The organism is Streptomyces sp. NBRC 109706 (assembly GCF_000974485.1).
Taxonomy (GTDB): Bacteria; Actinomycetota; Actinomycetes; order Streptomycetales; family Streptomycetaceae; genus Streptomyces.
Genome location: NZ_BBOM01000005.1, coordinates 1 through 21,179 on the forward strand (window position 1 = coordinate 1; position 21,179 = coordinate 21,179).

Sequence of the window (21,179 nt, forward strand, 5' to 3'; positions counted from 1 at the left end):
GCGGCAGGTCAAGAACCTGATCGTCACCGCGCCGGAAGGCGTCCGCACCATGCTGCGGCACCTGAAGGACAAGGACCTGCTGACCACCTGCGCGGGCTTCCGCCCGAGCCTGGACCAGGCCGGCGGTCCGCTCACCGCGACGAAGATCGCCCTTCGCTCTCTCGCCCGCCGCCACCGCGACCTGGGCCAGGAGATCGACGAACTGGACGAGCTGATAGCCCCGCTCACCCAGGAGATCAACCCGGCCCTGACCGAGCTGAACGGCGTCGGCCCGGACGTCGCCGGCCAGCTGCTGGTCACCGCGGGCGACAACCCCGACCGGCTCCGCTCGGAAGCGGCGTTCGCCATGCTCTGCGGCGTCGCCCCGCTGCCCGCGTCATCCGGCCGCACCCACCGCCACCGGCTCAACCGGGGCGGTGACCGGGCCGCGAACGCGGCCCTCTACCGGATCGTGCTCTGCCGCCTGCGCTGGGACCAGCGCACCAAGCAGTACATGGAGCGACGGACCAAGGAGGGCCTGTCCAAGAAGGAGATCATCCGCTGCCTCAAGCGGTTCGTCGCCCGCGAGGTCTACCACGTCCTGACCACCACGAACGCCACCGCACCGGCCCCGAATCACCTCGCAACCGCTGCTTGACATCCATAAGAGCATCCTTCCCGATCGGCGAAGCGGAACTCGCCCACTGGCGGACGCTCTTCGAGGAGCCCGACGCCGCCGAACTCGCCGGTGACGAGATCGGCGATCCACCCGCCGGCTGGACCGACTGGCCGGCCTGGGCCGTCACCCGCTGGCCCTCCCTCGCCTGAGCCCCAGCCCAAGCGGCGGGGGTCGGTGCGGCTAGTGCGCCGCGAGCCTCTCCACCAGCACGATGCCGCGCGCCAGCAACTCCCGTTCCTCGACGGTCAGCTCCGCCTCGATCGCCCGCGCCAGCCAGTCCGCCCGGCGCTCCCGTTCCTCCTCCAGCAGCGCCCGCCCCGCCGCGGAGAGCTCGACCAGGCTCTTGCGGCCGTCGGTCGGATGGGCGCGGCGGGTGATCAGCCCCTGCTCCATGAGCAGTCCGACGGCCCGGGCCATGGACTGCGGGCGCACCCGCTGGTCGGCCGCCAGCTCGCTGGTCGTCATCGCACCGCTGCGGTCCAGCGCGCCGAGAACGGCCACCTGGCCGAGCGGCATCTGGTCCTCACGCTTCACGCGCCGCGTGAGCTTTCCCATCGCGGTGCGCAGTTCGGCCGCGACATCGGCGGATTCCGGAAGGGGCATGCCGAATTTTAACGCCATACAAGTACACAGCAGGGCTGAACAGCACACCTGTCCAGCGCAACTGAACAGCAGAACTGCACAGCATTGCTGTAGAGTCTGTCGTGCCGGGTCCCCGCGTCACCGTCGCCGCAGCCGAGCCCGGCACCATGCGACAACGGGAGGACTCCCATGACCGCCATCACCTCCGTCATCGGCCGCAGCGTCCTCGACAGCAGGGGCAACCCCACCGTCGAGGTGGATGTGGAGCTGGCCGACGGATCCATCGGCCGGGCCGCGGTCCCCTCCGGCGCCTCGACCGGCGCCCGCGAGGCCGTCGAACTCCGCGACGGCGACCGGGCCCGCTGGCACGGCAAGGGCGTCGACCAGGCGGTGCACCACGTCAACACCGAGCTGGCGGCCGCCGTCACCGGCCGCGAGGCCGAGGACCAGGCCGGTCTCGACGCCGTCCTCGTCGCCACCGACGGCACCCCCACCAAGGCCAGGCTCGGCGCCAACGCGATCCTCGGCGTCTCCCTGGCCACCGCCAAGGCCGCGGCCGCCGCCCACCGCCTGCCGCTCTACCGCTACCTCGGCGGCTCCGACGCCCGGCTGCTGCCCGTGCCGATGATGAACATCGTCAACGGGGGCGCCCACGCCGACAATCCGCTCGACTTCCAGGAGTTCATGATCGCCCCGATCGGCGCCGACACCTTCGCCGAGGCCGTGCGAATGGGCTCCGAGATCTTCCACACCCTGCGCCGCGACCTCCTCGCCGCCGGCCACTCGACGGGCGTCGGCGACGAGGGCGGCTTCGCCCCCGCCCTGCGCACCGCCGAGGAGGCCCTGGACTTCGTGGTGGCCGCCGTCGAACGCACCGGCTACCGCCCCGGCACCGACATCGGCCTGGTCATGGACCCGGCATCGTCCGAGTTCTTCCACGACGGCACCTACGACTACACCGGCGAGGGAGTGCGCCGCAGCCCCGCCGAACACGCCGACTACCTGGTCAAGTTGATCGACGCCTACCCCGTCGTCTCCGTCGAGGACCCGATGGCCGAGGACGATCTGACGGGCTGGCGCGACCTGACCGCACGCGTCGGCGCCCGCTGCCAGCTCACCGGCGACGACGTGTTCTGCACCAACGAGACCATCCTGCGCGAGGGCATCGACTCCGGCATCGCCAACTCGGTCCTGGTGAAGGTCAACCAGATCGGCACCCTGACCGAGGCCCTGACCACCGTCAAGACCGCCCACCGGGCGGGCTACACCGTCGTCATGTCCCACCGCTCGGGCGAAACGGAGGACACGACCATCGCCGACCTCGCCGTGGCCACCGGCTGCGGCCAGATCAAAACGGGCTCCCTCTCCCGCTCCGACCGCACCGCCAAGTACAACCAACTCATCCGCATCGAGGAGCAGTTGGGCACCACCGCCCAGTACGCCGCCACCACCGCCCTCCACCGCTGAACCCACTCCCCTCGGCAGCGCCCGTCGCCGGACCACGGCACGGGCGTTCCGCCACGAACCGACCCGCTCGCCCGCCGTGGTGCCCGGCGGTGGCCCCGTTCAGTGCAGCAGGACGACCTTGCCGCGAGCGTGGCCGCCCGCGCTCAGTTCGTGGGCGGCCGCGACGTCGGCCAGGGGAAAGGTCCCCGCCACGGGGATGCGCAACCGCCCCTGTTCGGCCAGTTCGACGGCGATCGTCAGGCCGTGGGCCGCGACCGGATCGGGCGGGCCCAGGGGAATGCCCGGCAGGATGTGCGACATATGCACGCCATGGGCGGCAGCGGTGACATCCGCGACCGTCACCACCCGCGCCGGGTCGCCGGCGATGGCGACCAGATCGGGCAGGGCACCGCCCGCACAGTCGAACACCGCGTCCACCCCCGTCGGCGCGAGCGCCAGGACCCGTTCGACCAACCCCGGCCCATAGGTCGTCGGCTCCGCGCCGAGGGAGCGCAGAAAGTCGTGATTGCGCGCGCTCGCCGTGCCGATCACCCGCGCGTCGCGCACCGCCGCGAGCTGCGCCGCGACGGAACCCGTCCCGCCCGCCGCCCCGTTGACCAGCACGGTGTGCCCCGCACCCACCGCGAGCCGGTCCAGCACGCGGAACGACGTCTCGACGGCGCCCGTCGCACCGGCCGCCTCCGCCCAGCTCCACGCCGCCGGCTTCGGCGCCCAGAGGGCGAGGATCGCGTAGTCCGCGTTGGCGTCCTTGCGGGTGACCGCGGTCGCGCCGAACACCTCGTCCCCCACCCGGGTGCCGGTCACGCCCTCGCCCACCTCGTCCACCACCCCGGCGGCCTCGTAGCCGGTCCTGACCGGAAAGACCGCGGGCAACACCTCCCGCATCACCCCCGACCGGCTGTGCACCTCCCCCGGCGCCACACTCGACGCGCGCACGGCGACGCGGATCTCCCCCGGCCCCGCGTGCGGTTCCGGTTCCTCGACGATGCGGAGGACGCTGGGCGGGCCATACTCGGCGTACTGAACTGTTCTCATGCCGACGAACGTAGGCCGGCCGAACCGACCGCTGGCTAAAGTGAGAACATGCCGAGCGAAGTGCGTCAGTTGCGTTCGGACGCGGGCGACAACCGCGACCGCATCCTGACGGCCGCCCGACTGGCCTTCACCGCCGAGGGGTTCGCCGTCCCGGTCCGCGAGATCGCCCGCCGCGCCCGGGTCGGCACGGCCACCGTCTACCGGCGTTTCCCCACCAAACAGGCGCTGTTCAACGCCGCCTTCGCCGAGGACATGACCCTCTGCACGACGGCCGTCGACGAGGGCCTTGCCGCCCCCGACCCCTGGCAGGGCCTCTCCCTGGCGATCGAGAAGCTGGTGACCGCCTACGACGGCGACGCCCGGCTGCGCGCGATCCTCATGCGACTCTCCCGCCACGCCGAGTTCGCCGCCGCCCACGACCGGACGGTGCGCGGCCTGCTCGAACTGATCCGCCGCGCCAAGGCGAGCGGCGATCTCCGCCCGGACGTCGTCCTGGAGGACATCGTCCTCGCCATGCAGGCGAGCCACGGCGTCCGCGCGACCACCCCCACCGCCCAGGCCACGGCGACCCGCCGTCTCGCCGCACTGATCATCGCCTCCTTCCGCGCCACCCCCGACACGACTCCCCTCCCCCCGGCCGCACGGATGCCCATGCGCGCCTGAAACGGCGCCGGCCACGACGCGGCGAAGCGTGCGCGCACTCAACCCCCGCCCGCCGCCCGCCGCGCGACGAGCGGGAACGGCGCTCGCGAAAGACGCGTGATAGCGGGAAACGCTGTCCTGTCGACCACCACGGCACACAGCGACGCAGCACAGGGGGAACGACCGTGACAGACTCACCCGCCATGCCACCCGGCCCGCCCAACCCGCCCGGTTACGGGTATCCGCAGCCGCCGCAGCCGGGGTACGACCGGGCCTGGGCCGCCCACCAGGCCCAGCCCGCCGCCCCCTACGGACAGCCGGCCGCGCAGCCGTACGCCCCGCCCGGGGCGCAACCACGGTTCCCGGCGCAGCCGTACCCGCCGGCTCAGCAGCCATACGGCCACTCCCCGTACGCCCAACCTCCGTACGCCCAAGCCCCGTACCCCCAAGCCCCGTACGGGCAGCAGCAGTACCGGGGCGGCGGGCAGCCACCGGCGGAGCGGCCCTCGCCGGCCGTGCTGGTCGGGGTGACCTGCTGGCGGCTGGTGATCGCGTTCGCCGCGTACACCGGTTACCACGCCTTCGCCGAGGACACCGGACGGCCGATCGAATGCCTCAGGGAACTGAGCCCGCTGTCCAGCTTCGTCGCGATGTTCGTCTACCTCGCCCTGGCCGCCCATCCGTTCGTCACCGGTCTGCGCCGCCACGAGCCACGTTCCGGCTGGCTGCGCGGTTCCACCGCCATCGTGCTGCTGCTGGTGGCCATCGTCTGGGCAACCATGATGTCCGGCGACTACGAGGGCACCGCCTCGCTGTACACCCACCTGGTGACGCCCCTGCTGGTGCTCGCCGACTGGATGTTCGTCGGCCGTAGCCAGGCCACCGCACGCTGGTGGTACCCGCTGACCTGGACGGTGCCGCTGCTCGCCTACCTCGTCTTCATGATCCAGGCGGATGTGACCTCCTACAGCAGCTTTCTGGACCCCGACTCCGGCGACTTCCTCCCGATGTGCCTCGGCATGACCGCCGCCGTCATCGCCATGGGCTATGCCCTCCTCGGCATCGGCCGACTCAGAACCGCACTGTCCACCGACGCCACGGGAGGCCCCTGACCATCCGGCTCAAGAAACCGCCCCCGGCGGGCTGGGCTTGCGGCCGATGGCGAGCAGGTGGGAGCTGGCGGCGAGGAGTTCCGGGTAGGGCTCGGCCATCCGCGCGGCGGTCAGGGCGGCCTCGAAGAGCGGCGTGTCGGCGACACTGGCACCGGTGTCCTGCTCGGTCGCCTTGAGCATGGCCCAGGTCGGCCCCTCCACCCCGGAACCGTTCGGCGACATCGAGCCGCCGCGCGTGCCAAGCCCCGCCTCACAACGGACGCGATGGCGACGGCAGTGGGTGGCGCGGCGAACAGGTCAGAGGGGTTCTGCCCCGTGGGCAGTGGCAATGGCGTCGATGCGCTCGGCAAGGTCGAAGTCGGCGGCGGTGAGCCGGTTCCCGGCATCGTGGGTGGTAATGGCGAACCGGACCCGGTCCCACCGCAGATCGATGTCCGCATGGTGACCGATCAACCGCTCGATGTCCGCAACGTGCACGATCAACGCGACACCCCCGTGGTAGCGGATCCCGAACGAACGGCTGATTGTCTCCCCCTCCCGCCGCCACCCCGCCAACGACTCCAACCGAGACTCGACCTCCGCATCGGAGAGCACCACAGATACCTCCGCCATCTCAGTGCCCTTCCGCTTGTCAGGGTGCCCACCCATCATGACCAACCCACCGATGTGGACGCCATACGCTCTGTCAACGAACCGCCCCCGCCGTGGGCCCTCACCCCGGCGGGGTGGGCTTGCGGCCGATGGCGAGCAGGTGGGAGCTGGCGGCGAGGAGTTCCGGGTAGGGCTCGGCCATCCGCGCGGCGGTCAGGGCGGCCTCGAAGAGCGGCGTGTCGGCGACACTGGCACCGGTGTGCTGCTCGGTCGCCTTGAGCATGGCCCAGGTCGGCCCCTCCACCCCGAAGACCTCCGCATCGCGGAACCCGGCGTCCGCGATCTCCCGCACCAGGTCATAGGCGGAGTGGAAGTAGGCGGTGGTGAACCCCCGCTCCCCACCGTGCATCTGGGTCGCCAGCACGTCGGCGACGCTCTCCCGCACGCCGTCCCGCTGCAGATGCGCGTACGCGGTGTGCTCGAAGAGCGACGCGTAACGGTTGATCCCCGCCGCCGCGAGCAGACCACCGGGCCGCAGCACCCGCAACGCCTCGGCCAGGGCCCGCCGCCGATCGCCGGCCTCGGGCAGATGGTAGAGCGGGCCCAACAACAGCACCACGTCGAAAGACCCGTCGGCGACATCGAGCCGCCGCGCGTCACCAACCCCCGCCTCGCAGCCGGCGATACGACCGGCCTGCTCAACGTGACGCGGCACCGGATCGACCAACCGCACCTCGTACCCGTCCGCGAGCAACCACCGCGCATGCGTCCCCGGCCCACCGCCGACGTCCAACACCCGCACCGGCGGAGCCGGTAGAAACCGCCGCAGCAGCTCCTGCGTCCGCAACAACTCCAGCTTCCCATCCGCCGACGACGTCAACCGCTCGGCCTCACTGATGGTGGACTGGTAGAACCGGATCACTTCGGGCGCAACACGAGGAACCGTCCATTAGAAGTCTGCCCCGGAGCACGGCCGCGCGGTACTGCCCGACGTTCTGCCCGTCACGAACCGAACGGGAGTACCCCGTGGCGGGGTAAAAGGCGGTGATGGAAGAAGGCCCCCGGAACTCAAGAGGTACGGGCCCCACGTCGACTGCGCGACTATGAGGGAGAAGGATCCGACCGCCACGGGCGGGCGTTACGTTCCTCGGGTCGATCAACGGACGGAGTCACCGCGCCATGTCTGCCGCCAGCTTCGGAGAACGCCTCCAAGTCATCCGCAAACGCCGGGGTTTGACGCAGCGCGGGCTCGCCGACGAATCCGGAGTGAGTCTTTCCCTGATTCGCAAGCTTGAGCAGGGCGAGCGCACGGACACCCGTCTGGAAACGGCGCGAAAGCTCGCCGCCGCGTTGTCCGTACCGACCACCACGCTCATCGCCGCCGAAGCGGGTGACGCCGCTCCCGCACAGGGTGTGGAGGCGGAACGCTGGGCCGATGTCGGCTCCGCTCTTGCCGCCGGGCCGGATGAGGGTTCGGAGATCGAGGAATCTCCCACGGCCGCCGGCGTCGGCGGCGAACTGGACCGCGCCATCAGCTCCTACACCAGCGGGGACCTGGGTGCTCTGGCAACCGCGCTCCCCCGGCTGATCCGCGATGCCAACCTGCTGGCCGAGCAACACCCGGCGGCGGGCCGGATGCTGCGGATGGAAGTCCTCCAGATGACCGGCCGACTGATGACGCAGACGCGCAACTACGGAATCGCGGACACCGCCTTCGCAGCGGCGGAGCGGATCGCCCCCGACGAGTTGCACGGAGCGGCACTCGCCAACAACCGGACCTGGCTGCTCCTCCGACGCGGCCGGCTCGCGGAAGCCAGCGCGTTGGCCACGCGGTGGGCGGACGACTTGGAGCCACGCCTGTCCCGCGCAACACCAGCAGAACTCAGCGCGTGGGGCTGGCTGTTGCTGCGCGTCGCGGCGACGGCTTCCAGAGACGCCCGTTCCGAAGAGGCCGCCCACGCTATTCGCCTGGCCACGGCGGCGGCCGTGACCATCGGCCCGGCACGCGCCTCGTCGCGATCCCGCCGGGCGGGCTTCATCCGCGTTTTCACCCCGCTGACGGTCGCCATGCAGCGAGCCGAACAGGCCATGGTCGAGGAAAAGCCCGACGCCGTGCTCACGTTGGCAGACCGCATCCGCGCGACCAGACTGCCGCCCACCACCGCGAACCGCAACCGGCACCTCCTGGACGTGACACACGCCCAGGTACTCACCCGACAGGACACCGAAGCCGTCGACACGCTCCTGCGCATCGAACGCGACGCACCTCAGTGGCTCCCCCACCAGCGCTACGCCCGCGAAGTCCTCGCCCTCCTCGTCCAACGCCGCCGCACCCTCACCCCCGAGATGCGCCACCTGGCGGACGTGGTTCGACTGCCGTTGTAGTACATCGCTCAGCGAGCGAACCGAAGTACCAAGACCTTAATGCCGATAACCATCTGTGGCACATGACAGCCGGAGGGTCATCAAGTGCCATTGATAAGTGATCGTGCGACTCCATAGCGTTATCGCATGGTCGAGATCAAAACGCGAGCCTCTTGTCTGCCCCGGGGCTCCGGCCGTCCCGCGCCCCCCAAGGCGTTGCCGGACGCGACCGGGAGGACCTCATGACCCCACAGGACCGCTCCACGCCCCCACCCGAGATCGGGCCACCTGTCTCAGAGCCCAACGACGAAGCAGAGGCCGCAGAGCCCGACCCGCATGCGGAGCTGTTGGCCCGGCTGCGGGCGCGGAACGCGGCGAGTGAGGCGAACTATCGGGTCAAGAGTGGTGAGTTGCCGTGACGTTGCGGGGGTGCGACTCGGCGGGGTTCGTGCTCAGGGCGGATGACGGGGAAGCCGCGTCGTTCGTGTTGGAGTGCGTGGCCTGTGGGTTCTTCGGGCCGAGGGGGCAGGACGCGGAGGACGGTGCGGAGTGGGCTGCCCAGCACCGTGCGCTGCATCCGGATCACCTCGCGTACCGCGAGCACTTGACGCGCGCCTACCGGTTCGAGGTCGGTGACGTGGCATGACCGGGGAGCCGATCATCAAGGGTGCGGACTGGGTCCTCACCGACGAACTCGGGCCCGGGGCGCCGACCGGGATATACGGCGTGGAGTGCATGGTCTGCGAGGCCCGCTCGCCGCTCTTCGACGACGACGCGAAGCCCGTTGCGGTCTGGACCGTTCAGCACACCGCCCAACACCCGGACCACGACCTGTTTCTCGCGCGGGCGGAGAAGCACTGGCGCGTCGTGCGCCGCCGGCATGAGGACGAGAACCCGGACCCGGTGCCGAGACCGGTGCTGGCGTTTCTGGACCGGGCGTTCGGGCCGGCGTTCGTCGGGCTGATGTGCCTGGGCACCGCCCTGACCGGCTACTTCATCTCCCTCAACTGATCAACAAGGACAAACAACTTCATGCTCATCACCTTCATGGTCCTGGCAACCACCCGGGACGGGCACCTGCTGATGGTCCAGGGCCCGGACGGCTGGACACTGCCCCACGGCACCATCCCACCCGGCCGCTGCCCCGTCCTCACCGCACGCGAAACGCTGATGGACACCACCGGCTACGACCGAGGCGTCACCGACGCCTACGCCATCAGCCTCACCCACCACCCCACCAACACCCTCACCTACGTCCTGGACGGCGGACACACCCCCACCATCCCCGCCGGCGCACACAAACACCTCCCCACCAACGCCGCCTGGCTCCCCCTCCGCGAACTCCACGAACCACCCCCCATCATCCGCAACGCCCTCACCGCCGCCGCCCAACGACGCCGCGTACCCGTACTCATCAACGGCGAACGCCCCGACGCCGCCTACACCTAGAACAGACAAAAAGAAAGAACAGCCATGGCACAGCAGACCGTCATCATCCTCGTCACCACCCGCAACGGATACGCCCTCCTCCACCGCGACGAGCTACCGCAGGCCGCCGTCCCCGCCCACGGCGACCTCGCCCTCACCGGACGGCTCACCCTCGCCCGTCAGACCGGCCACCTCACCGACATCACCCGCGCCTGGACCGTGCAGCCGACGCCGGACAAGGAGGGTGAGCTGTGGGTGCTCGACGGGGGAACGCTCAACACCGTCCCGGACGTCACCGAGGACACCAACCCCGACGCCCGCTGGGCGCCCATCACCTCCCTCACCGACAACGGCGCCGTCCAGGAGGCCCTGGACGCCATCGACGCCGACATCAGCATTCAAGTCCCCACCACATGAACCTGATGTAAACAGCTCCGGTCGCGGATCATCCGCGACCGGATTGTTTCGTTCTACCCTGGGGGCATGACAGCCAGCAGCGGCCCGCCGGATCTCTCCTATCTCCTGGATCACACCAGCCATGTGCTGCGCACCAAAATGGCCGCCGCGCTGGCCGAGTTGGGGCTGACCGCCCGGATGCACTGCGTGCTGGTGCACGCCAAGCAGGAGGAGCGGACCCAGATCCAGTTGGCCGAGATCGGCGGCATGGACAAGACCACCATGGTGGTCACCGTCGACGCGCTGGAGAAGGCGGGGCTCGCCGAGCGGCGGCCGTCGAGTGTCGACCGGCGGGCGCGGATCATCGCCGTGACCGAGGAGGGCGCGCGGCTGGCGGAGCGGAGTCAGCGGGTCGCCGACCGGGTGCACCGGGAGGCTCTGGAAACGCTTCCGGCCCGTGAGCGTGAGGTCTTTGTCAAGGCGCTCACCGCGCTGGCCGGTGGGGCGCTGGGGACGCCGGTCGCGACGCCCCAGCCGACCAGGCGGGCCCGGCAGCGGGCCCGCTGACCTCAGCTTTCGTGGCCGGCGGCGGCGAGCCGGTAGACGGAGACATGCGAGCGTGATGCGGCGGTGAACTCGGCGCCGCTCCAGTCGGCGTGCCGGGATTCCAGCTCGAAGCCGGCCAGTTGGGCCATGAGGTCCAGCTCGGCGGGCCAGATATAGCGGTGCGGGGTGCGGAACAGCCGCGCGGCGGCACCGTTCCCGCCCTGCTCGTCGTAGCGGAAGTGGTGGGAGACGACTTGCTGGTGGAGCACGTCGTAGGTGTCCACGCCGACATAGCCGGGGTCCGCCGCCATGACGACGGCCGGCTGCCCGGGCGGTAGTTTGCGCAGGTCGGGGACCCATAGCTCGATGACGAACCGGCCGCCGGGTTCCAGGTGGCGGGCGGCGTTGCGGAAGCAGGCGACCTGTTCGGCCTGTTCGAGCAGGTTGGCGATGGTGTTGAAGACCAGGTAGACCAGCCGGAACGTGCCGGGGGCGCGAGCGGTGGCCATATCGCCGACGACGACGGGGATCGTCGCGTCGTCCGCCTTGGTGCGGAGTTGGTCGAGCATCGGTGGGGAGAGTTCGATTCCGGCCACCGGCACGCCGCGTCGCGCGAGCGGGACGGCGACCCGTCCGGTGCCGATGGCGAACTCAAGTGCCCTGCCTCCCTCGGCCAGTTCGGCGAGGCGGTCCAGGGTCGGTTCCAGCACCTCGGGGGCGAACATCCCGGTGCCCGGGGTGTCGTAGCGCCGGGCGGCGTCGGCGTTCCAGATCTCGTCCTGTCGCATGTCGCCCCACGATTCCCGAGCGCGGGCGGCGGCGTCGAACGGTTAATGCCAGCGGGCCCACAGGTAGGACCCAGAGAGATAGTCTGCAACAGAACCATCTGCTACGGTCTTTTCAGTCGCCGACTTCTTGGCGCACCGCCTCGCGACAGGAGAGCCCCCATGTCCTCGCCCACCACCACGACCGATGCCGGCGATGCCGCTCCCTCCCGTCAACCTCCGGTGGAGCGGCCCGGGTTGGCGCTCGCGGTGCTGGCGGCCGGGATGCTGATGATCACGTTGGACGGCAGCATCGTGACCGTGGCGATGCCCGCGATCCAGCGGGATCTGAACTTCACCCCGGCGGGCCTGAGTTGGGTGGTGAACGCCTATCTGATCGCGTTCGGCGGGCTGCTGCTGCTCACCGGCCGGCTCGGTGATCTGCTGGGCCGTCGGCGGATGTTGCTCACCGGAACCACCGTCTTCACCCTCGCCTCGTTGCTGGCCGGCGCGGCCGGCGGCGCGGGGCTGCTGATCGGGGCGCGGTTTCTCCAGGGCGTCGGCGCCGCGATGACCTCGGCGGTCAGCCTGGGCATCCTGGTGACGCTCTTCACCGAACCCGCCGCGCGTTCGAAGGCCATCGCCGTCTTCGCGTTCACCGGCGCGGCGGGGGCGTCCATCGGGCAGGTGGTGGGCGGGGTGCTCACCGATGCGCTCAGCTGGCACTGGATCTTTCTGATCAACCTGCCCATCGGCCTGGCCACCCTCTATCTGGCCGTCCGGGTGCTGCCGGCCGACCGGGGGCTCGGACTGCGGCAGGGCGCTGATCTGTGGGGCGCCCTGTTGGTGACCTCGGGTCTGGTGTTGGGGATCTATGCCGTGGTCGGGGTGGAGGAGCACGGGTGGACCGCCGGGCGGACGCTGGGGCTCGGCGCGCTGGCCGTGGCGCTGCTGGTCGGCTTTGTGCTGCGGCAGGCGCGGGCCGCGATTCCGTTGATGCCGTTGCGGGTGGTGCGTTCCCGGAGCGTGGTGGGGGCGAACCTGGTGCAGATGCTGATGGTCGCGGCGCTGTTCTCCTTCCAGATCGTGCTGGCGCTCTATCTGCAACAGGTGCTGGACTACAGCGCGTTGGCCACCGGGCTGGCGATGCTGCCGGCGGCCGTGGCGATCGGCACCGTCTCGCTCGGGGTCTCCGCCCGGCTCAACGGCCGCTTCGGTGAGCGGCGGGTACTGCTCGTGGGGATAGCACTGCTGGTCACGCTGCTCGCGTTGCTCTCCCGGGTGCCGACCGAGGCGGACTATGTGACGGATCTGCTGCCGCTGATGTTCCTGGCGGCCGGCTTCGGCTTGGCGCTGCCGGCGCTGACCTCGCTGGGCATGTCGCGGGCGGGGGAACGGGACGCCGGGCTGGTGTCCGGGCTCTTCAACACGACGCAGCAGGTGGGCATGGCGCTGGGGGTCGCGGTGCTCTCCACGTTGGCCGCCGAGCGCACCCGTGACGCGCTGGCGGCGGGCGAGGGGCTGCCGGAGGCGTTGACCGACGGCTATCGACTGGCGTTCCGGGTGGGCGCTGGGCTGCTGGTCGCCGCGTTCCTGGTGGCGTTCACGGTGCTGCGCGGCGGTTCCGCGCGGGCCGGGACGGCGGTCAACGGGGCCCAGGACGCGCCCCGTTGACCGGAGGCAACCGGGGAAGGGGCCGTCGGGGCCGTCCGCGCTCCCGTTAATGCGGGGCGGGGGCGGCCCCGGCACCGTAGGGTGCGGGGCGTCCATGAAGCGTTACCGCAGAGGAGTTCCCCAGCGTGATCGAGTCTGTCCCCGTTCCGGGTGGCCGGTTGGAAGTCGAGACGGACGGGGCGGGGCCGCCCGTGGTGCTGCTGCACGCGGGGGTGGCGGATCGCCGGATGTGGGACGGGGTGGTGCCGGCGCTGGCCGCATCGCACCGGGTGATCCGTCCGGATCTGCGCGGCTTCGGTGGCTCCCCGCCGCCGGCCGCGCCGTATCGCAACGCCGAGGATCTGCTGCGGGTGTTGGACGCGGCCGGTCTGGAGCGGGTGGCGCTGGTGGGGGCGTCCAACGGGGGCCGGGTGGCATTGGAGTTCGCCGCCACGCACGGCGCGCGGCTGAGTTCGTTGACGCTGTTGAACGCGCCGCTGCTCGGCTGGGACTGGTCGGACGCGATGGAGACCTATGGCGATGCCGAGGAGGAGGCCCTGGAACGGGGCGATATCGCGGCGGCGGTGGAGCTGAACCTCGACATGTGGGTGCGCGGCCCGGCGCGGCCATGGGACGACGACCTGCGGGCGCACGCGGAGACCCTGCGCGAGTCGATGCGGATCGCGCTGGTCAACCAGCGACTGTCCGACGAGTTCGAGGAGAGCGCCAAGCCCGATCTGGCGGACGATCTGGGCGCGGTGCGGACGCCGACGCTGGTGGCCGTGGGCGAGGCCGACGTTCCGGACTTCGCGAGAATCGCGGAGCGGCTGGCCGACGGGCTGCCGGATGCCCGGCTGCGCCGTGTCGACGGTGTCGGCCATCTGCCGGCGGTGGAGCAACCGGGCCTGACCGCCGATCTGTTGCTGTCCTTCCTGGGGGAGTTCACCAACTGAAACGGGCCGCTCAGGGGCGGGGCCAGGGGCGGCCCTCCAGGCGTTCGATGTCCCGGTTGAAGCGGTTGAGGAAGCCGGCGAACTGGGCGACCTCGTCCGGCGTCCAGTCGGCCATCACCCGCTCCAGCGACCTGATGCTGCGGGCCCGGTCCGCGTCGAGCCGGCGTTCGCCCTCGGTGGTGATGCTGAACTTGCGGGCGACGCCGCCCTCCGGGTCCGGGATGCGTTCGACGACGCCGGCCCTGAGCATGGCGGCCGTCTGCCGGTTGAGGGTGGAGACGTCGAGGCCGAATGCCTGGCTGAGCTGGCTGATGGAGAGCGGCCCGTCGATCTGGATGCGGCTCAACAGCACATACGCACTGCGGTCCAGCTCCCGCTCGGCGCCCCACTTGCGGGCGTTGAACGGGATGGTGTGCCGCGTGAACAGCATGGACTCGAACTCTATGAGACGGGTGGGCTTGTCCATGCCGCGCTTCCTCCTTCGCCGACCCGCCGGGTAAAGCGGGATTAACGGGCAGGTATACCACAGGCGATATGCGCGATACACAACCCATGCATGATGCACGCGATATGTAGGATGCACATCGTTATGCGTCCTGGCCGGGCGGACGTTCCGGCAGGGCAGGCCCAGTACAAGGGAGAACAGTGGACGGCCCCAAGACCGAAGCCCGCCCCGGCGGCATCGTCGGAATACTCGCCCTCGCGGGCATCGTGGCCGCGCTCACGCAGACCCTGGTGGTCCCGCTGATCGGGGAACTGCCGACCATCTTCAACACCTCGTCGTCGAACGCCTCCTGGGTGATCACCGCCACCCTGCTGGCCGCCGCCGTGATCACCCCCGTCTCCGGCCGGCTCGGCGACATGTACGGCAAGCGGAGGATCCTGCTGGCCTCCACCGTCCCCCTGATCGCGGGATCTGTGCTCTGCGCGCTCACCTCCTCGGTCGGCCCGATGATCGTCGGGCGTGGCCTCCAGGGTCTGGGCATGGGCATGATCCCGCTGGGGATCAGCCTGCTGCGCGATGTGCTGCCGGCGGAGAAGCTGGGCACCTCCATCGCGCTGATGAGCGCCTCCATGGGCGTCGGCGGCGCCCTCGGCCTGCCGTTCGCGGCGACCGTCGCCGAACACGCCAGCTGGCGGGCGCTGTTCTGGGTGACGGCCGGGCTCAGCCTGCTGGTAGGCACGCTGATCTGGCTCTTTGTCCCGTCCGGCCGGGTGGCGACCACCCGGGCGCCGTTCGACGTGCTGGGCGCCGTCGGCCTCGGCAGCGCCCTGGTCTGTCTGCTGCTGGCCGTCTCCAAGGGAGGCGACTGGGGCTGGTCCAGCGGCACCACGCTCGGCCTCTTCGCCGCCGCGCTGATCCTGCTGCCCCTGTGGGGACGTTGGGAGCTGCGCGCCAAGGATCCGCTGGTCGACCTGCGGGTGAACGGCCGGCCGCAGGTGCTGGTGACCAACGCGGCCTCGGTGCTCGTCGGCTTCTCGATGTACGCACAGTCGCTGGTCATCCCCCAGCTGCTGCAGCTGCCCGAGGCGACCGGCTACGGCCTAGGCCAGTCGATGATCGCCATGGGGCTGTGGATGGCGCCCGCCGGGCTGATGATGATGGCGATGTCCCCGTTCGGCGCGCGGCTCTCGGCGGCCAGGGGGCCCAAGGTCACCCTGGCGGTCGGCAGTGTGGTCATCGCGGCCGGCTATCTCTCCGCGCTGCCGCTGCTCGGCTCGACCTGGGGACTCCTCGCCGTGACGCTGATCAGCTCCAGCGGGGTGGGGCTGGCCTATGGCGCGATGCCCGCGCTGATCATGAGCGGCGTCCCGCAGTCGGAGACCGGCTCGGCCAACAGCTTCAACGCGCTGATGCGGTCCATCGGTTCGTCGGTGGCCGCCGCCGTGATGGGCGTCGTGCTGGCCCAACTGACAACGGACTTCGGCGGGTTCCCGCTGCCGTCGGAGAACGGGTTCCGGGTGGCGCTGCTGATCGGCGCCGGCGTGGGCCTGGCGGCCGCGGCCGTCGCCGCCGCCATCCCGGTCCGGCCGCTGGCCGAGCCCGAGCACGAGCCCGCCGAGGAGGCGCCGCCCCGGGAGGCGACCCACGCGGAGGCATGACCGGTAGTCCGTCCCCGCCGCCGGGCGGGCGGCGGGGACGGGCTACTGTGATGGGCCTATGAACGACCGACCGCACGACGCGAACCGCCGCCTTGAGGTGGCCGCGACGCCGACGGCTCCGGCGCTCGTCCTGCGCCCGTGGAGCGTCGCGGACGTGCCGGAGCTGGTCGAGATCCACCGGGATCCGGTGCTGCGGCGCTGGAGCGTCGACCCGCTGACAAGCCCGGACGACACCCTGCGCTGGTTGCGCGACCAGGAGCGGAGCTGGGCCGACGGCGACCGGTTCGCCTTCGCCGTGCTGACCGACGGCCCCGAAGGGGCGGCGGAACGGGTGGCGGGCCATGTGGTGCTCAAGGAGGTCGCGGCGGGCAAGCCGTCGGCCGATGTGGGCTACTGGACGGCGGCCTGGGCGCGCGGCCGGGGCGTGGCGCCCCGCGCCCTTGAGGCGCTGACCGGTTGGGCGTTCGACACCTTCGGCGACACCGGGCTGGCCCGTCTCGATCTGCTGCACCAGGTGGACAACGCGGCCTCCTGCCGGGTCGCGGAGAAGACCGGCTACGCCTTCGACCGGCTGCTGCCGCCGGCACCGCCCGCCTTCCCGCGCGAGGGCCATGTGCACACCCGACACTTCCCGCGCCTCCCGCGCCTCGGACACCTCGCCGGCTGAGTCCGGCCCCACCCACCGGCCCCACCCACCGGCCCGCCCGGCGGGCCGGTGGCGCGCGGGGAAGCGACAACGCCCCCGCCCCGCGCCGGAGTTGCGCGCGCGCCGACCGCCGCGCCCCCGAGCCCGGCAGGGCCTCGGCCGCCACCGTTGGAGAACCACCGCCCGATGCGGTCGGGGGCCCCGCAACGTTCACTAACGGTCATCGCACCGGTCATTTACGCAACTTTCCGTGCACCCCTTGACGTCATTCGGGCATGCATCCACACTTTCGGCTAAGTTCAGTCAATAACCCAGGACTACAGTCACCCCGAGGTTGCCCGCATGCTGCCTGCCGAGCGTCACCGTCGTATCACCGCCGCCGTCAACCAGGCCGGGACACTGAGCACCGAAGCCCTGGCCGCCGAGTTGGGGGTCTCCTCGGAGACCGTGCGGCGCGATCTGGCGCAGCTGGAGACCCGGGGGGCGTTGAGCAGGGTGCACGGCGGCGCCGCGGCCCTGTCCGTGGCGCGCGGGTTGACCGGCGAGGAGGCCCCGTTCGACGAACGGGCCACCGAGGGCCGGGAGGCCAAGGAGGCGATCGGACGGACGGCGGCCGGCCTGGTCAGGCCCGGCATGACCGTGGTGATCGACCTCGGCACCACCGCCGTCTCCGTCGCCCGCGCGCTGCCCGCCGACTTCCGTGGCCTGGTGGCCACGGCGTCGCTGCTGGTGGCCGGCGAACTGGCCGGCCGCCCCGGCGTCGAGGTGCTGATCCCCGGGGGGCGGGTGCGCGGCGGCGATCTGGTCTGCTCGGGGCCGACGGCGGTCAGCTTCTTCGACGGACTGCACGCCGATATCGCGTTCATCGGCTCCGGCGGCGTGTCCGCCGACGCGGGAGTGACGGACTTCCACTTCGACGAGATCGCCACAAAATCGGCGATAATCCGACGAAGCGCTCGCACCTATGTCCTGGCCGACGCGAGCAAGCACGGCCGCATCGCACCCCACCGGGTCTGCGATTTCGAGGCGTGCACGGGCGTGATCGCCGACCTGGTGGGCGACCAGGCGGTGGCCAACGCCATCGGCCGTTCGGGAGGCACCGTGATCACCCCCTGAACACCGCCCCGCACCTTCCCTCGCCCTCAGTACTCGAAAGGCAGCACGACCCATGGCTCACGCGGACTCGACGACGTCGTCCGGTGCTTCGGGCACCCCGGCGACCTCGCCCGGCCAGGCCGGTTACAAGCAAACCGGTTACAAGCAAGAACTGGCCCGCGAACTGGGCTGGTACGCATCGTTCTCGATCGCCTTCGGCTTTGTCTCGATCGCGACGGGAATCTTCACCGCCTATGGCTCGGTGCTCAACACCTCGGGCCCGCGTGGCATCTGGGCCTGGCCCATCGTGGTGGTCGGCCAGCTGGCGGTGGCGTTGATCTTCGGCGCCCTCGCGGCCCGCATCCCCATCAGCGGCTACGCCTACCAGTGGGTGTCCCGGATCGTCGGCCCCGTCTGGGGCTGGATCATGGGATGGATATCGTTCGCGTTCCTCGGCGTGGTGGTCGTCGCCGTCGACTACACCATCGCCTCCACGATCCTGCCGGAGCTGTTCCGCTACCAGGGCACCACGCAGAACGCCTGGTTCATCACGGCGATCGTGATCCTGCTCCAGGCGATCCTGGTGGCGGCCTCCACCCGGGCCACGCACCGGGTCAACAATGTCGCGGTCACCATGCAGTTGATCGGGATGATCTCGCTGACCGTGCTGCTCTTCGTGGTCGGCGCCGTCACCGGGAAGCTGGACTTCGGCACCCTCTTCGAGGCGGCGCCCGCCGAGGCGGCCGGCTACTACGCGCTGGGCGACATGACGCAGGCCGGACCCTTCGCGCTGGCGTTCCTGCTGGGCGCGTTCACCATCGTCGGGTTCGAGTCGGCGGCCAACCTGGCCGAGGAGACCAAGGAGCCGGCCCGGGTCATCCCCAAGGCGATGGCGCAGGCCGTGATCTCGCTGGGCGTGCTGGGCTTCCTCTTCCTGATCGCGGTCACCGCGCTGGCCGGCGATCCGGCCGAACTGGCCCAGTCCGACACGCCGGTGGCCACGGTGATCACGGCGGTGCTGGGCTCGGTGGTCGGCAAGATGCTGCTGGTGCTGGTGGTGCTGTCGATCTTCTCCTGTGGACTGGTGATCACGCTGAGCGGTACCCGACTGGTGTGGGCCATGTCCCGTGACGAGCGGTTCCCCGGCTGGCAGGCGCTGCGCAAGGTCAACCGGCGGCGCGGCACCCCGCTGAACGCGTCGATCTTCATGCTGGTGGTCGCGCAGGTGGTGCTGCTGGCCTTCTCCGGCTCGACGGACGCGCTCTTCGAGCTGTTCTCGGCGGCCACCCTGCTGCCGGCGATCATCTACGCCAGCACCGTGGTGATGTACATCCGCAAGCGCAAGTCGCTGCCGCCGAGCCAGGGCTTCACGCTGGGCCGCTGGGAGATGCCGGTGATCGTGGTGGCCTCGGTCTGGCTCGCCTACGAGCTGCTGCTCTTCCGCGACGAGTCGTTCCGCAACCCCTGGCTCTATGTCCTGCTGCTCTTCGCGATCGGCGCGGTCTACTTCCTCTATCTGCTGGCCACGCGTGGTCGGGCCGGGATGTCGATGCCCGAGATGGCGGATATCGACCGGGAACTGGACCAGGAGTCCGACGGCGAGTCGGACGGCGAGGTCTCCGACGGTGGCGCGCCCCTGAGCGACGCCGGGCGGCCGGCGGGCGGTGGCCGATGACGACCGTGCTCGCCATCGACCAGGGCACCTCGGGCACCAAGGCGATCGTGGTGGACGCCGACGGCGCCGCCCTGGCCATCGCCGAGGAGACGGTGCGGCCGAGGTATCTGGACGGCGGCGGCGTCGAGCAGGACCCGGCGGAACTGCTCGACTCGGTGCTGACCGCCGGCCGTCGCGCGGTGCGCGCGGCGGGCCGGCCGATCGACGCGGTCGCCCTGGCCAACCAGGGCGAGACGGTGCTGGCGTGGGATCCACGCACCGGGGAGCCGCTGACACCGGCGATCGTCTGGCAGGACCGCAGGGCCGAGTCGGTCTGCGCCGAACTGGCCGACCACGCCGAGCTGGTGGCCCGACGCACCGGGCTGGTGCTCGACTCGTACTTCAGCGCGCCCAAGATGGCATGGCTGCGGCGGGAGTTGACCGGCGAGGGCGTGGTGACCACCACGGACACCTGGCTGGTACACCGGCTGACCGGGGAGTTCGTCACCGATGTGACCACGGCGAGCCGGTCGTTGCTGCTCGATCTGGACACGGTGGCCTGGGACGACGAGCTGATCGGCCTCTTCGGTCTGGACGGCGAACGGCTGCCCCGGCTGGTGGCGTCCGACGAGATCGTCGGCACCACCGACGCGTTCGGCCCGGGCCGGGTGCCGGTGGCCGGGCTGATCGTGGACCAGCAGGCGGCGTTGGTCGCCGAGGGCTGTCTGACGCCCGGCACCGCCAAGTGCACCTTTGGCACCGGCGCCTTTCTGCTGGCCAACACCGGTGAGACGGCGGTCCGTTCACGCGGCGGGCTGACCACATCGGTCGCCTGGCGGACGGCCGGCGGGACGCCCTACTGCGTGGACGGACAGGTCTATACGGCGGCCTCGGCGATCCGTTGGCTGACCGGCCTGGGCTTCATCGACGCGGCGAGCGATCTGGACACGGTCGCGGCGGCGGACGCCGACGGGGTGCTCTGTGTGCCGGCGCTGGCCGGGCTCGCGGCACCCTGGTGGCGCCCGGACGCCACGGCCAGCTTCACCGGGATGACGCTCTCCACCGGCCGGGAGCATCTGGTGCGCGCGGTGCTGGAGGGCATCGCGGCGCAGGTCGCCGAGGTGTGCCGGCTGGTGGCCGACGATCTGGGCGCGCCGTTGACCCGACTGCGGGCGGACGGCGGGCTGACCAACAGCCGGACGCTGATGCAGGCGCAGGCGGATCTGGCCGGCCTGCCGGTGGACGTCTACCCGTCGGGGCACGCCACCCCGTTGGGCGCGGCGGCGCTGGCCCGGATGGCGCTGGACCCCGGGCTCGGCCTCGCGGACGCGGTGGGCGACTGGACGCCGAGCCGGGTCTTCGAGCCGCGCTGGTCGGCGGACCGGGCCGAGGAGTTCAGGACCCGTTGGCTGCGCGCCGCCCAACTGGGCCTGGAGGAACGGTGACCGCGCCCTGAGGAAGCCCGCGAGAAACCGTCGCGGCACGTCGCG

25 protein-coding genes are annotated in these 21,179 nt (G+C 71.0%); 18 read left to right on the forward strand and 7 right to left on the reverse strand.

Features of this window, described 5'->3' with window-relative positions; genetic code table 11:
- A partial coding sequence (locus AOM46_RS05030) for a transposase (protein ID WP_158920251.1) occupies window positions 1–637 on the forward strand: 637 nt, incomplete at its 5' end.
- Entirely contained in the window at window positions 634–807 is a 174-nt protein-coding gene (locus AOM46_RS33835; RefSeq protein ID WP_158920253.1) for a hypothetical protein, read from the forward strand. The genes AOM46_RS05030 and AOM46_RS33835, both read left to right, overlap by 4 nt.
- 31 nt (window positions 808–838) lie before the next feature.
- On the opposite strand, the gene AOM46_RS05035 is transcribed toward AOM46_RS33835, so the two are convergent.
- Window positions 839–1,261, reverse strand: coding sequence for a MarR family winged helix-turn-helix transcriptional regulator (locus AOM46_RS05035; protein WP_062206477.1), 423 nt, complete (start codon window positions 1,259–1,261; stop codon window positions 839–841).
- Between the two features lie 168 nt (window positions 1,262–1,429).
- On the opposite strand from AOM46_RS05035, the gene eno reads away from it, so the two are divergent.
- Complete coding sequence (eno, locus tag AOM46_RS05040) at window positions 1,430–2,707, forward strand: phosphopyruvate hydratase (RefSeq protein ID WP_062206480.1); 1,278 nt, start codon at window positions 1,430–1,432, stop codon at window positions 2,705–2,707.
- A gap of 99 nt (window positions 2,708–2,806) precedes the next feature.
- On the opposite strand, the gene AOM46_RS05045 is transcribed toward eno, so the two are convergent.
- The gene (locus AOM46_RS05045) at window positions 2,807–3,742 is read right to left on the reverse strand and encodes an NADP-dependent oxidoreductase (RefSeq protein ID WP_062206482.1); all 936 of its coding nucleotides are present in this window, start codon (window positions 3,740–3,742) and stop codon (window positions 2,807–2,809) included.
- 48 nt (window positions 3,743–3,790) lie between these two features.
- Between AOM46_RS05045 and AOM46_RS05050 the strand changes: the two genes are divergently transcribed.
- Together AOM46_RS05050 and AOM46_RS33840 are read left to right on the forward strand one after the other, a co-directional pair.
- Entirely contained in the window at window positions 3,791–4,405 is a 615-nt protein-coding gene (locus tag AOM46_RS05050; RefSeq protein ID WP_062206484.1) for a TetR/AcrR family transcriptional regulator, read from the forward strand.
- A gap of 164 nt (window positions 4,406–4,569) precedes the next feature.
- Window positions 4,570–5,496, forward strand: a complete 927-nt coding sequence (locus AOM46_RS33840; protein ID WP_158920255.1) for a hypothetical protein — start codon at window positions 4,570–4,572, stop codon at window positions 5,494–5,496.
- 9 nt (window positions 5,497–5,505) lie between these two features.
- Here AOM46_RS33840 and AOM46_RS05060 read toward each other — a convergent pair whose 3' ends face one another.
- The 3 genes from AOM46_RS05060 to AOM46_RS05070 all read right to left on the reverse strand — a co-directional run bounded on the left by AOM46_RS05060 (window position 5,506) and on the right by AOM46_RS05070 (window position 7,006).
- Window positions 5,506–5,718: a hypothetical protein gene (locus tag AOM46_RS05060; RefSeq protein WP_062206488.1), complete on the reverse strand. Its 213-nt coding sequence runs from the start codon at window positions 5,716–5,718 to the stop codon at window positions 5,506–5,508.
- A gap of 75 nt (window positions 5,719–5,793) precedes the next feature.
- Window positions 5,794–6,108, reverse strand: coding sequence for a 4a-hydroxytetrahydrobiopterin dehydratase (locus tag AOM46_RS05065; RefSeq protein WP_078856499.1), 315 nt, complete (start codon window positions 6,106–6,108; stop codon window positions 5,794–5,796).
- A gap of 100 nt (window positions 6,109–6,208) precedes the next feature.
- The gene (locus AOM46_RS05070) at window positions 6,209–7,006 is read right to left on the reverse strand and encodes a class I SAM-dependent methyltransferase (protein ID WP_062208470.1); all 798 of its coding nucleotides are present in this window, start codon (window positions 7,004–7,006) and stop codon (window positions 6,209–6,211) included.
- 260 nt (window positions 7,007–7,266) lie between these two features.
- On the opposite strand from AOM46_RS05070, the gene AOM46_RS05075 reads away from it, so the two are divergent.
- From AOM46_RS05075 to AOM46_RS05100, 6 genes are all read left to right on the forward strand, one after another.
- Window positions 7,267–8,472 (forward strand): helix-turn-helix domain-containing protein, encoded by a 1,206-nt coding sequence (locus tag AOM46_RS05075; protein ID WP_062206490.1) that lies wholly within the window; start codon window positions 7,267–7,269, stop codon window positions 8,470–8,472.
- Window positions 8,473–8,693: 221 nt separating this feature from the next.
- Complete coding sequence (locus AOM46_RS33845; RefSeq protein WP_158920257.1) at window positions 8,694–8,870, forward strand: hypothetical protein; 177 nt, start codon at window positions 8,694–8,696, stop codon at window positions 8,868–8,870.
- A gap of 223 nt (window positions 8,871–9,093) precedes the next feature.
- Window positions 9,094–9,462: a hypothetical protein gene (locus AOM46_RS05085; RefSeq protein ID WP_062206494.1), complete on the forward strand. Its 369-nt coding sequence runs from the start codon at window positions 9,094–9,096 to the stop codon at window positions 9,460–9,462.
- A gap of 21 nt (window positions 9,463–9,483) precedes the next feature.
- Window positions 9,484–9,900 (forward strand): hypothetical protein, encoded by a 417-nt coding sequence (locus AOM46_RS05090; protein ID WP_062206496.1) that lies wholly within the window; start codon window positions 9,484–9,486, stop codon window positions 9,898–9,900.
- Between the two features lie 24 nt (window positions 9,901–9,924).
- Window positions 9,925–10,296 carry a hypothetical protein gene (locus AOM46_RS05095; protein ID WP_062206498.1) on the forward strand — a complete coding sequence of 124 codons (372 nt, stop codon included), beginning with the start codon at window positions 9,925–9,927 and terminating at the stop codon, window positions 10,294–10,296.
- Between the two features lie 66 nt (window positions 10,297–10,362).
- Window positions 10,363–10,842 carry a MarR family winged helix-turn-helix transcriptional regulator gene (locus tag AOM46_RS05100; RefSeq protein ID WP_062206499.1) on the forward strand — a complete coding sequence of 160 codons (480 nt, stop codon included), beginning with the start codon at window positions 10,363–10,365 and terminating at the stop codon, window positions 10,840–10,842.
- Window positions 10,843–10,844: 2 nt separating this feature from the next.
- Here AOM46_RS05100 and AOM46_RS05105 read toward each other — a convergent pair whose 3' ends face one another.
- Window positions 10,845–11,609 carry a bifunctional 2-polyprenyl-6-hydroxyphenol methylase/3-demethylubiquinol 3-O-methyltransferase UbiG gene (locus tag AOM46_RS05105; RefSeq protein ID WP_062206500.1) on the reverse strand — a complete coding sequence of 255 codons (765 nt, stop codon included), beginning with the start codon at window positions 11,607–11,609 and terminating at the stop codon, window positions 10,845–10,847.
- 261 nt (window positions 11,610–11,870) lie between these two features.
- Between AOM46_RS05105 and AOM46_RS05110 the strand changes: the two genes are divergently transcribed.
- The gene (locus AOM46_RS05110; protein ID WP_062208473.1) at window positions 11,871–13,259 is read left to right on the forward strand and encodes an MFS transporter; all 1,389 of its coding nucleotides are present in this window, start codon (window positions 11,871–11,873) and stop codon (window positions 13,257–13,259) included.
- Window positions 13,260–13,384: 125 nt separating this feature from the next.
- Window positions 13,385–14,191, forward strand: coding sequence for an alpha/beta fold hydrolase (locus AOM46_RS05115; RefSeq protein ID WP_107079994.1), 807 nt, complete (start codon window positions 13,385–13,387; stop codon window positions 14,189–14,191).
- A 10-nt stretch (window positions 14,192–14,201) separates the two neighbouring features.
- Here the strand turns inward: AOM46_RS05115 and AOM46_RS05120 are convergent, their stop codons facing one another.
- Window positions 14,202–14,657: a MarR family winged helix-turn-helix transcriptional regulator gene (locus tag AOM46_RS05120; RefSeq protein ID WP_062206501.1), complete on the reverse strand. Its 456-nt coding sequence runs from the start codon at window positions 14,655–14,657 to the stop codon at window positions 14,202–14,204.
- 179 nt (window positions 14,658–14,836) lie between these two features.
- On the opposite strand from AOM46_RS05120, the gene AOM46_RS05125 reads away from it, so the two are divergent.
- The 5 genes from AOM46_RS05125 (at window position 14,837) to AOM46_RS05145 (ending at window position 21,134) form a co-directional block, all read left to right on the forward strand.
- On the forward strand, window positions 14,837–16,294 hold the full coding sequence (locus tag AOM46_RS05125; RefSeq protein WP_062206502.1) for an MFS transporter: 1,458 nt from the start codon (window positions 14,837–14,839) through the stop codon (window positions 16,292–16,294).
- Between the two features lie 58 nt (window positions 16,295–16,352).
- Complete coding sequence (locus tag AOM46_RS05130; RefSeq protein ID WP_062206503.1) at window positions 16,353–16,961, forward strand: GNAT family N-acetyltransferase; 609 nt, start codon at window positions 16,353–16,355, stop codon at window positions 16,959–16,961.
- A gap of 321 nt (window positions 16,962–17,282) precedes the next feature.
- The gene (locus AOM46_RS05135; RefSeq protein ID WP_062206504.1) at window positions 17,283–18,056 is read left to right on the forward strand and encodes a DeoR/GlpR family DNA-binding transcription regulator; all 774 of its coding nucleotides are present in this window, start codon (window positions 17,283–17,285) and stop codon (window positions 18,054–18,056) included.
- A gap of 52 nt (window positions 18,057–18,108) precedes the next feature.
- Complete coding sequence (locus AOM46_RS05140) at window positions 18,109–19,710, forward strand: APC family permease (protein ID WP_067225954.1); 1,602 nt, start codon at window positions 18,109–18,111, stop codon at window positions 19,708–19,710.
- Complete coding sequence (locus tag AOM46_RS05145; protein ID WP_062206506.1) at window positions 19,707–21,134, forward strand: FGGY family carbohydrate kinase; 1,428 nt, start codon at window positions 19,707–19,709, stop codon at window positions 21,132–21,134. Before AOM46_RS05140 ends, AOM46_RS05145 begins: the two co-directional genes overlap by 4 nt.
- Window positions 21,135–21,179 lie beyond the last annotated feature (45 nt).